The following is an 11,887-nucleotide window of genomic DNA, read 5'->3' as shown; positions in this document are numbered from 1 at the left end:
TGGCGTGGAGTGCGCGCGGCGGACTCGATACCCTGCGGCTTCCGATCGGGGAGGTGTGGCGCGCGATGGTCGCGGGGCTGGTGCCGGGACAGCAGTTGGATCAAGGGCGATACGTCGTCGGGGAGTTGATGGGTGAGGGCGGGATGGCGACCGTCCACCGGGCCTGGGACTCCGAGCTGGACCGTGAGGTCGCGCTCAAGACGATGAACGCCGCGGTCGCGGTCGACGCGAGCGCCCGCGAGCGCTTCCGGCGGGAGGCGCGGGCCATCGCCCGGCTCAGTCACCCCATGATCGTTGCGGTCTACGACGTCCGGGAGGAGCGGCTCGACGGCGGTGCCGTGCCGTACATCGTGATGGAGTACCTGGACGGCCGGACGCTCGCGCAGTGGGCGCCACGTGCGGCCGGACTCGACGAGGTGCTCGCGGTGGTGTCCGACGTACTGTCCGGCCTCGCGGCGAGCCACGCCCGAGGCATGGTCCACCGCGACATCAAACCGGCCAACGTCATGGTGTGCCGGGACGGTTCGGTCAAGGTCATGGACTTCGGTATCGCGCACGCCCTCGACCACCAGGGCAGCGCACTCACCCGGACCGGCTTCTCGGTGGGCACGCCGCACTACATGGCGCCCGAGCAGTTCGAGTCGGGCCGCAACCTGGACGGACGCACGGACCTGTACGCGGTCGGTGTGCTGCTCTTCCAACTGCTCACCGGAGATGTGCCGTTCGACGCGGACAGCGGTTTCCGGATCGGCTACAAGCACGCGACGATGGCACCGCCGAAGCTCGCCGACCGTGGCGCCGAACTCCCCGAATACGTCGAGGAGTTAGTGGCGACAGCGCTGGCCAAGAGCCCGGACGACCGCTTTGCCGACGCCGGACGCATGCGCGCCGCGGTGGAGGACGTCAGGGCCCGGCTCGCGAGCTCCCGGGCCCTATACAGTCCCACGGAGCCGGTCGACATCGGCGCGGGCGGCGTCGCTGCGTCGCCGCAGTCCCCGGCAGGCCCGGCGGGCGGCCTGCACGCCGAACCGACCCGCACATCGGCCGCGCGCCACGCGGAGGCGGCTCCCGCGCCGGCAGCCGCGCCCCGGCCCGCACCACAGCCCGCCGCCTGGCAACCACCGGCCCGCCGCGCGAGTGCCGCGCAGCTCTTTCCGCGCTCGCTGCGGCCGGGCGTCCCCGTGGACTCACTGCAGGAACGGAAGACCCTGCTCGGGTTCTCCTTCCTGCTGATGGTCGTGGTCGCGGTGGTCCTGGCGCCCATGCTGGGCGGAGCGTCCAGTGGGTCGACGACCGTGCTGGGGCTGCTCCTGGGGGCCGTATCGGCATACGGGGTGTGGTTGTCCCGCAAGGGAGGCCTGTGGCGGAGGTTCGAGGGCGATCGAAGCTGGCACTTTCTGTGGATGCACCCCGCCGCGCTCTTTCTGACCATGGCCCATGTGTCGCTGCTGATCGCCTCGGTGGGCATGGTGTTCGGCATCCGCTAGGGGGAGACGCTCCCTGGCACCACCGACGCCCCGTGCCGGACGTCCGCTCAACCCCGCGCCAGCTCCGGCCTCTTCAGATAGTCCGTGAACCCCGTGACGTTCCCCCACGGGTCCGCGATCTCCACGGTCCAGCCGGTCGATCCGGACATCGGGCGGCCGAGTACGGCCACTCCGGCGGTCTCGAGTGCGGCGGCCGCCGCCTTCGCGTCCGGGACCTCGAACCAGGCGCGCGGGGCGGTGTCCCGCGGCGGGCCCGGCAGCATGCCCTCCTCGAAGCGCAGCAGCACCCCGGGCGTCTCGGCGCCCACCTTGAACAGCGCGATACCGGCCTCGTCGAGCCGGAAGGAGAGCGGAAATCCGGCCTGTTGGTAGAACTCGACGGCGGCGCCCAGATCGCCGACGGGGAGCAGGACGTGGTCGAAGCCGAGCAGTTCTAGTGACATGGCGTCAGATTAGACGCGGCGTTCAGCCCTCGCGGCGCGGCTCTCCGGCCTTGAGGATCTCGGCGACATCGAGGGTGACTTCGGCGCCGACGGAGGCGGGGAGGGTGACCTGTTCGCCGGGGGCGTGGATGCGGTGGCTGCCGTAGCCGTCCGGGGCCGGGTCGGTCAGTACGTGCAGCCGCTGGTGCTTGCGGTCGACGACCAGATACACCGGGAGCTTGGCGTTCGCGTAGGCGGAGACCTTGGTCCTCAGGTCGTCCTTCCAGTTGCTCGACGTGACTTCGAGCACGAGGCGGAAGCAGACCGGGTCGTAGGCATTGTTCTCGACGAAGTGATCGTCGATGTCGGCGTCCACCACCACGAGATCCGGGATGGTGTAGTCCTCGGCTCCGGTGGGCAGCCAGAGTCCCACGCTCTGCAGGACTTCCGTGTCGCCGTCGTCTAGGCCGGCGGCGATGAAGGGGCGCATGAGCTTGGTCAGTGCGCGGGCGTGTGGGGCATCCGGGGACGGTGTCACGAGGAGATGGCCTCCGATGATCTCGACGCGGTAGCCCGGATGGCGCTCCATGATCTCGTCGGCGATCGCCGTCAGGGAGAACGGCTCGTCGTCGTCGAAGGGCTGCTCGACGGATGCAGCGGACATCGCGTGCCTCCTAGGGGCTGGTGTCGAGGACATCATCGTAAGCCGGTGAGGACCCGAACGTCCCGTTCGCGGGCGTTCACCCGTACGTGAGCCGAAGCCCTGACGCGATCCTTGATGAGGCCGGGGTTCCGGTCGATCGTGGGGGCATGAGTGAACAGGTGACACGTACCCACAGCTGGATCCCGCCCCTGCCGGCCGCTGAGATGGTCCAGTACTCCGGCGAGAAACTCATGCGGGAGTGCCTCGAGGGCCGCCTTCCGCCGCCGCCGATCGCCTCCACCCTCGGCATCCGGCTCGTCGAGGTCGGGCACGGTTCGATCGAGTTCGAGGGCGAATCGGACGACCACCTGATCAACGGGTACGGGACGCTCTTCGGCGGCTACTTCGCGGCGCTGCTCGACTGCGCGCTGAGCGGCGCCGTGCTCACCAGGCTCCCGGCGGGCACCTACCAGACCACCGTGCAGCTCAACACCCACATGGTCCGCCCCGCACGCCCCGGCATCGGCCCGCTGCGCTGCACCGGACGCGCCCTGCACGTGGGCCGCTCCATCGCCACCGCCGAGGGCTCGGTGACGAGCGCCGCGGACGGCAAGCTCCTCGCGCACGCCACGGCGACCTGCGCGGTGATCACCCCGGGCTGACCTCGTACGCGAAGAGCCCTGCTGTACGCGAAGAGCCCCGCTCCACCCGGCGCATACCGGGGGAGCGGGGCTCGGTGTCGTACGGGCGAAGTGCCCGGCCGACTCAGTAGCGCGCCGACTCAGTACCGCCGCGTGATCAGCGCCTTCTTCACCTCGGCGATCGCCTTGGTGACCTCGATGCCGCGCGGGCAGGCGTCCGTGCAGTTGAACGTGGTGCGGCAGCGCCACACACCGTCCTTGTCGTTCAGGATCTCGAGCCGCTGCTCACCCGCCTCGTCACGCGAGTCGAAGATGAAGCGGTGCGCGTTGACGATCGCCGCCGGGCCGAAGTACTGGCCGTCGTTCCAGAACACCGGGCACGAGGACGTGCACGCGGCGCACAGGATGCACTTGGTGGTGTCGTCGAAGCGCTCGCGGTCCTCGGCGGACTGCAGGCGCTCACGCGTCGGCTCGTTCCCCTCGGTGACCAGGAACGGCATGACGTCCCGGTACGCCTGGAAGAACGGCTCCATGTCCACGATCAGGTCCTTGAGGACCGTGAGGCCCTTGATGGGCTCGACCGTGATGGGCTTCTCGGGGCTGAGGTCCTTGATCAGCGTCTTGCACGCGAGCCGGTTGCGGCCGTTGATGCGCATCGCGTCGGAGCCGCAGATGCCGTGCGCGCAGGACCGGCGGAACGTCAGCGTCCCGTCGAGCTCCCACTTGATCTTGTGCAGCGCGTCGAGGACACGCTCCTTCGGGTCGATCTCGACCGTGAAGTCCTCCCAGACCGCCGCGTCCGAGACCTCCGGGTTGAACCGGCGGATCCGGAAGGTCGCGGTGATGTAGGGGGAGGCGGCCGAGTCTGCCTCGACCTTGTCCAGTACGGGAGTAGCCATCAGTACTTACGCTCCATCGGCTGGTAGCGGGTCGTGACAACCGGCTTGTAGTCCAGGCGGATGGACTCGGCGCCGTCGTCGCCGACCTCGCGGTACGCCATGGTGTGGCGCATGAAGTTGACGTCGTCACGGTTGGGGAAGTCCTCGCGGTAGTGACCGCCGCGGGACTCCTTGCGGGCGAGCGCGGAGGTCGCCATCACCTCGGCCAGGTCGAGCAGATTGCCCAGCTCGATGGCCTCGAGGAGATCGGTGTTGAACCGCTTGCCCTTGTCCTGGACGGACACGTTCTTGTACCGCTTGCGCAGCTCGGCGATCTTCTCGACCGCGGTCTTGATCGTCTGCTCGGTGCGGAACACCATGACGTTGGCGTCCATGGTCTCCTGCAGCTCCTTGCGGATCTCCGAGACCCGCTCGGTGCCCGTGGAGTCCCGCAGCATCTCGACCTGCTCCTCGACGAACGCGGCCGGATTCTCCGGCAGTTCGACGAAGTCGTGCTTCGCCGAGTACTCGGCGGCCGCGATGCCGGATCGGCGCCCGAACACGTTGATGTCCAGGAGCGAGTTGGTGCCGAGCCGGTTCGCGCCGTGCACCGAGACGCAGGCGACCTCGCCCGCCGCGTAGAGACCGGGCACCACCGTGTCGTTGTCGGCGAGCACCTCGCCCTCGACGTTGGTGGGGATGCCGCCCATCGCGTAGTGCGCGGTCGGCTGGATCGGGATCGGGTCCGTGTACGGCTCGATGCCGAGGTACGTCCGCGCGAACTCGGTGATGTCCGGGAGCTTGGCGTCCAGCTGCTCCGGCGGCAGGTGGGTCAGGTCCAGGTAGACGTGGTCGCCCTCGGGACCGCAGCCGCGGCCCTCGCGGATCTCGGTGTAGATCGCCCGGGAGACGACGTCACGCGAGGCGAGGTCCTTCATGACGGGCGCGTACTTCTCCATGAAGCGCTCGCCGTCCTTGTTGCGCAGGATGCCGCCCTCACCGCGGGCGCCCTCCGTGAGCAGGATGCCCATCCGCCAGATGCCGGTCGGGTGGAACTGGAAGAACTCCATGTCCTCGAGCGGCAGTCCGCGCCGGAAGCAGGCCGCCTGGCCGTCGCCGGTGAGGGTGTGCGCGTTCGAGGTCACCTTGAAGAACTTGCCGGTGCCGCCGGACGCGTAGACCACGGCCTTCGCCTGGAAGATGTGGATCTCGCCGGTCGCCAGCTCGAAGGCGACGACGCCGGCGGACTTCTTGACCCCGTCCTCCTCGACGATCAGCTGGTCGAGTACGTAGAACTCGTTGAAGAACTCCACGCCTTCCTTGACGCAGTTCTGATAGAGCGTCTGGAGGATCATGTGGCCGGTGCGGTCCGCCGCGTAGCAGGCCCGGCGGACCGGGGCCTCGCCGTGCGAGCGGGAGTGGCCGCCGAAGCGGCGCTGGTCGATGGTGCCGTCCGGGGTGCGGTTGAACGGCAGGCCCATCTTCTCGAGGTCGAGGACCGCGTCGATGGCCTCCTTCGCGAGGATCTCGGCGGCGTCCTGGTCGACCAGGTAGTCACCGCCCTTGATCGTGTCGAAGGTGTGCCACTCCCAGTTGTCCTCCTCCACGTTGGCGAGCGCGGCGGCCATACCGCCCTGCGCGGCGCCCGTGTGGGAGCGGGTGGGGTAGAGCTTGGTCAGCACGGCGGTACGGCTGCGCTTGGTCGACTCGATGGCCGCGCGCATGCCGGCGCCGCCTGCGCCGACGATGACGGTGTCGTACTTGTGGATCTTCATCAGTGGTTACCTCGGTCCCTGGTATCCAAGCGCCTAGCGGATGTTCGGGTCGAAGGTGAAGATCACCAGCGTGCCCAGCAGGATGGTGAACACCGTGGCGGTGTACAGGAGGCCCTTCAGCCACAGGCGGGTGTTCGGCCGCTCCGCGTAGTCATTGATGACCGTACGCAGGCCGTTGGCGCCGTGCAGCATCGCGAGCCACAGCATGACGAGGTCCCAGGTCTGCCAGAACGGCGAGGCCCAGCGGCCTGCCACGAAGGCGAAGCCGATCTTGGAGACGCCGCCGTCGAGCACCAGCTGGATCAGCAGGTGGCCGATGACCAGGACGACGAGGACGACTCCGGACAGGCGCATGAACAGCCATGCGGCGAGCTCGAAGTTGCCGCGCGTCGACTTGGGGGTCTTCCTGGTGCGCTTGCGCGGGGGCTCGATGACGGGCGCGGGGTTGTCCACGTCGTAGAGGGTCACCTCGTCCACGGCGACGGCGCCGGAGGTGGCCGACTCGGTCTGGTTCGTGGTCATCTCGCCTCAGCTCCCGAAGACTTCGCGTACGGCGTGGCCGAGCACCGGGTAAAGGGCACCCACCATCAGGACGAACCAGACACCCATGACGGTCCAGAGCAGCTGCTTCTGATAGCGCGCGCCCTTCGACCAGAAGTCGACGGCGATCACACGCAGGCCGTTGAGCGCGTGGAAGAGGATGGCCGCGACGAGGCCGTACTCCAGCAGCGCCACGATCGGCGTCTTGTAGGTGGCCACGACCTCGTCGTACGCCTCGGGCGATACGCGTACGAGAGCGGTGTCGAGGACGTGTACGAACAGGAAGAAGAAGATGAGGACGCCGGTGACTCGATGAGCCACCCAGGACCACATTCCTTCCCGGCCGCGGTACAGCGTTCCAGCCGGCACGGAAGAACCCTCCGGGAGCGGGGATGGGAGTAGGCCGTCATCTTCTCCTCGTGTACGGACCCGCGGACTTGCGAGTACTACGAGGAATTCGCAGTGATGTCGGTCTGACCCGGCCGGGTACGGTCCACCGGCCGCTCGACATCGTATCGACGAGTTGTCGGTTCGCTCGCCCGGGGTCCACGGGTGTGATCAAACAGGCACGTACGGCCTATCGGCGGGGCCCCGGGGCCGTCCGGAATCGGCCGGCGGGCCGGCGGCGAGGCCCGGCCGGCCGGCTCCCACGAGGCGGGTGAGGCGGGATCTGGCGAGCCGGCGGAGCTCCTCGGCGGCCGTCGCCCGCTCGTCGTCCGGGTCGTTTCCCAGGCGGGTGCGCAGGCCCGCGAGGATCTGGTCCAGCCGCTCGGCGCGCGCGAAGCCGTCCAGGCTGATCACGAAGGGGTGGCCGAAGCGGCTCTCGTACGCGCCGTGCGCGGCCGCCAGGGCGGTGAGGGCGGAGCGGGGGACCTCGCCCTGCTCGGGCGCGGCGGGTGATTCGGCGGCCAGGGCCGCGGTGAGCTCGCCGGTCGACAGGTCGTATCCGGCCTCGTCGGCGGCGGCGAGCAGGGACTCCAGGTCCGGGTACGGGCGATGGGCGGCGATGCGGCCGGCCCAGCCGGGGCTGGCGCAGCAGCCGAGCAGGGCCCGCTCGGCCTCGGCGACCGGGCGGGCGTTGAACTCGACGAGGCCGCTGGGCGTGGCGGTGGGCGTGGCGCTCTGCGTGGCGACGGGCCCTCGATCCCGGTCGGGGCGCGCGCCGTGGGCCTGCGCCGGCACGGCCTCGGGGGCGGTGCGGTGCGGCGGACGGGGTGCGTGGGACGTCGGCAGCGTGCGCTCCAGGTCGGCGGCCCCGGGACGGCCGGCCGGTGGGGGCGGCGGCGGATCCGCGGGACGTCGGGACGGCTGTGATCTGTGCGGGGAGTGGCGAGGCGTGGCACACGCTATCCACGGGTGATGAGAGTCGGATGAAGGATGCGCGAATTTCACCCGGACGGGAGAGTTTCGATACGGGCGGTGGACGCGGCGCGTTCTCGGCTCGGTGGGGGAACGGCTCCCGTGGGAGGTTGCAGGGGTGAAACGGACAGACGCAGAGCGGTCATTGCGGTGCATATCCGGGCGGCCTCGGCCGGGGTGGTCCCCCGTTCGGCGGTGCGGCCCGCAGAAACCGTGGGGAATCGCGCAGGAACCGTGGGGCTCATTGTCGGGCAGCCCGGGTGACGGGCCGGCGCCCGACGGGCCGGCGATGCGGAGGCCGGCGATGCGGAGGTCGGCGCGATGACGCACGCACACCCGCACGGGGGCGACCGCCGCCGGCGCACCCGGCTCCTGATCGGTGCCGTGGCCGCGGCCGCCGTGGCCGCACTGCTCACGGTGCTGCTCTGGCCGGGCGGCGGCGACTCCGGCGGCACGGACACGGCCGCCACGGGCAGCGCGAGCGCCCGCTCGGCGCCCACGCCCTCGAAGAGTTACCCCCTGTCCGAGCCGCCGCGCACCATCCCCGCGGTCCGCGAGCACGAGGCCGCCCGCGGCCCGGGCTGGAAGCCGGACGGCGACGGCCGGGTCGTGGTGGCGAAGGACGACGCGAAGGCCCTCGCCGACGAGGGCAAGCTGCTCGCCGGCGAGCTGCACCTCACGTACGCGGAGGGCGCGAAGCCCCGCTCGGGCGACGTGGTCCTCGCCGTCACGGATGCGAAGGGCTCCGGCGCGAAGGGCTCGGGCCCGGAGGCGTACGAACTCGCCGTCCGCGACGGCCAGGTCCGCATCTCCGGCGCCGCCCAGGCCGGCGTCTTCTACGGCACCCGCACCCTCAAGCAGATCGTCCGCGACGACGGCACGGCCCCCGAGGGTGTCGTACGGGACCAGCCGGCGAAGCCGCAGCGCGGGTTCATGCTCGACATCGCGCGCAAGCACTTCACGGCCGGCTGGATCGAGGAACGCGTACGCGAGCTCGCCGACCTCAAGTACAACCAGCTCGGCCTGCACTTCTCCGACGACCAGGCCTTCCGTATCGAGTCGTCCTCGCATCCCGAGGTGGTCTCGCAGCCGCACCTCACCAAGGCCGAGGTCCGCAGGATCGTGCAGCTCGCGCAGCAGCTGCACATCACGGTCATCCCGGAGATCGACTCGCCCGGCCACCTGGGCGCGGTCATCAAGGCCCACCCCGACCTCCAGCTGAAGAACGCCTCCGGCGTCCCGGCCCGCGGCGCGATCGACATCGCCAACCCGGACTCCGCGAAGATCGTCGACGAGCTGCTCGACGAGTACACCGACCTGTTCCCCGGCGCGTACTGGCACCTCGGCTCCGACGAGTACCAGGCGCTGATGGCGAGCAACCCCGGCACCTCGTACCCCGGACTCGCGCAGGCCGCCCGCGAGAAGTACGGGCCGGACGCCGGCGTCCAGGACCTCGCCACCGGCTGGCTCAACGACCGCGCGGACCTGATGCGTTCGCACGACCGGAAGCTGAAGGCCTGGAACGACGGCTTCTACCGCGGCGGTACGGTCCAGGCCGCGAAGGACATCGAGGTCGAGTACTGGACGGGCAAGGAGATCGGCGCCCGCGAACCCACCGAGTATCTGAGCGCGGACCGCGACCTGGTCAACCTCAACGACGAGTACCTCTACTACGTACTCGGCCAGCCGAACGACTTCACGTACCCGACCGGCGAACGCATCTACCGGGACTGGACGCCGCGCGTGGTGCGCGGCACGAAGCCCGTCGACGCGAAGTACGACGGGCAGATCCTCGGCGCCCGTTTCGCGGTCTGGTGCGATCTGGCCAACTCCCAGACGCAGGATCAGATCGCCGACGGGATCCGGATGCCGCTGCGGGCCCTCGCCCAGAAGGTCTGGGACTCCCGCCAACCCGCCCTCTCCTGGGCCGACTTCAGCAAACTGGCCCGCGACCTGGGCTGAAGCGGAATCTGCGCCGGAGGCCCGTCGGCACCGGGGGTGCGCCCCGTGCGCGCCCCCGACCGCACAGAACAGGCCTCGTCGTCTGTGCGCTTTGGGTGGCGAACTTCCGTACGGGTGTGTTGGATTCTCAGAGCGGAGGCCGTTGACGTCGGCCGTCCTGGAGCCGTCGTGCCCTCGGGCACCCCTGCGCGGGGTGTGCCGGGGTGCACGCGTACGTGAGCGCACGAGTACGTGGGGCGCGTGAGCACATGAGCAAGGGGGAAGCAGCATGGGCTTCTGGGGGTACTACGTGGTGGGCCGCAGCGAGCGGCCGCTGGCGGAGCTCGACGCGCTGAGCGCCGTGCGGGACGGCATCGCGCTGCACGAACAGCGGGCGGGCGGCTGGCAGATCTGGGAGGCGGCCGTCCCCGACGTCGGCTCGATGAGCAAGCTGGCCCAGGAGACGGGCGCGCCCGCGCTCTTCGGCTTCGTGATGGACAGCGAATGCGTGGCCGTGGAGGCGGCGGGGCCCGAGAGCGGCGCATGGAACGCCTGCCTGGACCGTGAGGCGATGTCCGGCTACCTCTCCGCCGAGGGCAAGGAACCGGACGACCTCTTCCTGCCGGCCGCGGACGCGGCGGAGCGCGCGGCCGGCTGGTCCGCGGAAGCGGGCCTCACCGCGGACCCCACCCGCCTCACCACGGTCCTCACGTCCCCCGCGGACCCCTCGGCCGAACTCCTCTTCTTCCGCTTCCTGGACCACCTGGGCCTGCCGGCGCAGTGAACGCACCGGCTCCCTTCCCGTACGTACGGTGGCAATCCACGCACGCCGACGAACGCGGCCACTTCGACCAGGCGGTCAACCCGGGGGCCGCGGCCTGGTTCAAGCCTTCGGCCACGCATCTCCTGGAGCGGAACCCCGGCTACCTCGACATCCTCGCCGCCCATGAAGTCCCCTGCCACCAGGTGCACTCACCGGACCCGGGGCGGGTGGTGTACGAGGACGAGGTCCAGGTCGTGGTGGTGCCGTACCAGAGCTCGTGAGGGCAGCCATCGCGGAGTCGGGCCTGACGGAAGGCCGCGTCCGGCATCTGCCCGAACTCGGCGATGGCGAGCGCGTGAGGTCGCCTGGATCAACGTTCCTCGCTGAGAACCCGCCGACGGCCTGCGCAGACGCGTCCCGCCAAATCTTGGCGCTGGTATGTTCGAGATCCGTATGGGCTGCCGGATTCTGTCCAGTAAGCGGTCTGTATTTCTGGCCAAGCATTTCATTGAGTCGTGCTTGTCGCTACTGATGCCGTGCCCTGCTTTCGACAGTCGTTTCCATGCCCGCTTGATCGAGGGTTTCGGCGATAGCGCTGACCTCCATCAACGTCGCCGAGTAGCCGCTTCCTCTCATTTCAGTGAGAGTACTAGAGGACCCGGAAATCGATGTTCCCAGGGCGTCGCGTACGGCCTTTAGCGCTCGTCCGCCGGATACGTCATGCGGATCATTTAGGCGAATCGAATAACATCCAAACTGTTCAATTATCGAGTTTCGTACACGGTCAGGGCCGCGCCCCCAATCTCCGTCTTCTGCGATCGTCCCGCAGTGTTCGCACTGCCATTCCGTCTCCCAGCGTAGTATTCCTTCCTGGGATATTTGCACAAGCCACTCAGTGCAGGGAGATGCACAGTTCGCGCATGCGATTATCAGGGATGCGGCTTGCTGTTTCACTTCCAACCTCGAATTCTCATATATCTGTCCACTGTTTCATAGAACCTTCCCGAGCTTCCCGATCCATCCCGGGAGTGATGGGTGGAAAATATCCCTCGATTGAACCATCGATGGTGCAGCTCCTCATGGATTATGGTATCGCGGAGGTCGTTGCGGCTCGAGAATCTCTTCCAGCCGATTTGGGTTCCGACTCCATGCTTGGCGATTCCGGTGTTCACCCAAGGGCTGTACTGAGGTTTGTGGGTGAGCCTGAGTTCGGGAAAGTCTTGACGCAGAATGGCGTCGATTGCGCGATTCCTCGATCTTGCTGTTCGGCCAGTTACGTGACTCAAGTCATGGGTCCACACATTTCCTGTGCCATCGCCCATGTGTTGGGTCTCGTTTGTACCCCGAGTTCTGGGAGGGCATGGTGCGAGTCCGAGTGGGTCGGTTTGGGTGTGGGGGTTGGTGACGTAGGTGGTGGGGTTGGGGGATGGGGTGAGGC

General features: G+C 68.9%; 12 protein-coding genes and 1 pseudogene. 5 read left to right on the top strand and 8 right to left on the bottom strand.

Features of this window, described 5'->3' with window-relative positions:
* The first annotated feature begins 65 nt into the window (after positions 1–65).
* On the top strand, positions 66–1,487 hold the full coding sequence (locus DY218_RS34440) for a protein kinase domain-containing protein (protein ID WP_233521400.1): 1,422 nt from the start codon (positions 66–68) through the stop codon (positions 1,485–1,487).
* Between the two features lie 47 nt (positions 1,488–1,534).
* On the opposite strand, the gene DY218_RS06530 is transcribed toward DY218_RS34440, so the two are convergent.
* Both DY218_RS06530 and DY218_RS06525 read right to left on the bottom strand, forming a co-directional pair.
* The gene (locus tag DY218_RS06530; RefSeq protein ID WP_128554960.1) at positions 1,535–1,930 is read right to left on the bottom strand and encodes a VOC family protein; all 396 of its coding nucleotides are present in this window, start codon (positions 1,928–1,930) and stop codon (positions 1,535–1,537) included.
* Between the two features lie 22 nt (positions 1,931–1,952).
* Positions 1,953–2,573 carry a Uma2 family endonuclease gene (locus tag DY218_RS06525; RefSeq protein WP_128554959.1) on the bottom strand — a complete coding sequence of 207 codons (621 nt, stop codon included), beginning with the start codon at positions 2,571–2,573 and terminating at the stop codon, positions 1,953–1,955.
* Positions 2,574–2,719: 146 nt separating this feature from the next.
* Here DY218_RS06525 and DY218_RS06520 point away from each other — a divergent pair, with 146 nt between their 5' ends.
* On the top strand, positions 2,720–3,214 hold the full coding sequence (locus DY218_RS06520) for a PaaI family thioesterase (RefSeq protein ID WP_128554958.1): 495 nt from the start codon (positions 2,720–2,722) through the stop codon (positions 3,212–3,214).
* 119 nt (positions 3,215–3,333) lie between these two features.
* On the opposite strand, the gene DY218_RS06515 is transcribed toward DY218_RS06520, so the two are convergent.
* The 5 genes from DY218_RS06515 to DY218_RS06495 all read right to left on the bottom strand — a co-directional run bounded on the left by DY218_RS06515 (position 3,334) and on the right by DY218_RS06495 (position 7,568).
* Positions 3,334–4,092: a succinate dehydrogenase iron-sulfur subunit gene (locus DY218_RS06515; protein ID WP_128554957.1), complete on the bottom strand. Its 759-nt coding sequence runs from the start codon at positions 4,090–4,092 to the stop codon at positions 3,334–3,336.
* On the bottom strand, positions 4,092–5,846 hold the full coding sequence (sdhA, locus tag DY218_RS06510) for a succinate dehydrogenase flavoprotein subunit (protein ID WP_128554956.1): 1,755 nt from the start codon (positions 5,844–5,846) through the stop codon (positions 4,092–4,094). Before sdhA ends, DY218_RS06515 begins: the two co-directional genes overlap by 1 nt.
* A 33-nt stretch (positions 5,847–5,879) precedes the next feature.
* Positions 5,880–6,368 carry a succinate dehydrogenase hydrophobic membrane anchor subunit gene (locus tag DY218_RS06505; RefSeq protein WP_128554955.1) on the bottom strand — a complete coding sequence of 163 codons (489 nt, stop codon included), beginning with the start codon at positions 6,366–6,368 and terminating at the stop codon, positions 5,880–5,882.
* A gap of 6 nt (positions 6,369–6,374) precedes the next feature.
* Positions 6,375–6,755: a succinate dehydrogenase, cytochrome b556 subunit gene (gene sdhC / locus DY218_RS06500; RefSeq protein ID WP_128554954.1), complete on the bottom strand. Its 381-nt coding sequence runs from the start codon at positions 6,753–6,755 to the stop codon at positions 6,375–6,377.
* 189 nt (positions 6,756–6,944) lie between these two features.
* A complete protein-coding gene (locus DY218_RS06495; protein WP_233521399.1) occupies positions 6,945–7,568 on the bottom strand; it encodes a 2-oxo-4-hydroxy-4-carboxy-5-ureidoimidazoline decarboxylase in 624 nt (207 codons plus the stop codon).
* A gap of 498 nt (positions 7,569–8,066) precedes the next feature.
* On the opposite strand from DY218_RS06495, the gene DY218_RS06490 reads away from it, so the two are divergent.
* The 3 genes and pseudogenes from DY218_RS06490 to DY218_RS06480 all read left to right on the top strand — a co-directional run.
* On the top strand, positions 8,067–9,707 hold the full coding sequence (locus DY218_RS06490) for a beta-N-acetylhexosaminidase (protein ID WP_128554952.1): 1,641 nt from the start codon (positions 8,067–8,069) through the stop codon (positions 9,705–9,707).
* Positions 9,708–9,975: 268 nt separating this feature from the next.
* Positions 9,976–10,470: a hypothetical protein gene (locus tag DY218_RS06485; protein ID WP_128554951.1), complete on the top strand. Its 495-nt coding sequence runs from the start codon at positions 9,976–9,978 to the stop codon at positions 10,468–10,470.
* Positions 10,471–10,532: 62 nt separating this feature from the next.
* Positions 10,533–10,730 (top strand): annotated as a pseudogene (locus DY218_RS06480) (hypothetical protein); the annotation flags it as partial.
* A 669-nt stretch (positions 10,731–11,399) separates the two neighbouring features.
* Here DY218_RS06480 and DY218_RS06475 read toward each other — a convergent pair.
* Positions 11,400–11,771, bottom strand: a complete 372-nt coding sequence (locus DY218_RS06475) for a hypothetical protein (protein WP_233521407.1) — start codon at positions 11,769–11,771, stop codon at positions 11,400–11,402.
* Positions 11,772–11,887 lie beyond the last annotated feature (116 nt).

The organism is Streptomyces triticagri (assembly GCF_003429565.1).
Classification (GTDB): Bacteria; Actinomycetota; Actinomycetes; order Streptomycetales; family Streptomycetaceae; genus Streptomyces; species Streptomyces triticagri.
This window is presented reverse-complemented; position numbering and strand designations above follow the sequence as displayed.

Bases quoted from the DNA above. Each gene is read 5' to 3' on its own strand.
- DY218_RS06525 (WP_128554959.1), bottom strand. From the start codon at position 2,573: ATGTCCGCTGCATCCGTCGAGCAGCCCTTCGACGACGACGAGCCGTTC.
- sdhA (WP_128554956.1), bottom strand. From the start codon at position 5,846: ATGAAGATCCACAAGTACGACACCGTCATCGTCGGCGCAGGCGGCGCC.
- DY218_RS06490 (WP_128554952.1), top strand. From the start codon at position 8,067: ATGACGCACGCACACCCGCACGGGGGCGACCGCCGCCGGCGCACCCGG.
- DY218_RS06505 (WP_128554955.1), bottom strand. From the start codon at position 6,368: ATGACCACGAACCAGACCGAGTCGGCCACCTCCGGCGCCGTCGCCGTG.
- DY218_RS06475 (WP_233521407.1), bottom strand. From the start codon at position 11,771: ATGGGCGATGGCACAGGAAATGTGTGGACCCATGACTTGAGTCACGTA.
- DY218_RS06515 (WP_128554957.1), bottom strand. From the start codon at position 4,092: ATGGCTACTCCCGTACTGGACAAGGTCGAGGCAGACTCGGCCGCCTCC.
- DY218_RS34440 (WP_233521400.1), top strand. From the start codon at position 66: ATGGTCGCGGGGCTGGTGCCGGGACAGCAGTTGGATCAAGGGCGATAC.
- DY218_RS06485 (WP_128554951.1), top strand. From the start codon at position 9,976: ATGGGCTTCTGGGGGTACTACGTGGTGGGCCGCAGCGAGCGGCCGCTG.
- DY218_RS06520 (WP_128554958.1), top strand. From the start codon at position 2,720: ATGAGTGAACAGGTGACACGTACCCACAGCTGGATCCCGCCCCTGCCG.
- DY218_RS06530 (WP_128554960.1), bottom strand. From the start codon at position 1,930: ATGTCACTAGAACTGCTCGGCTTCGACCACGTCCTGCTCCCCGTCGGC.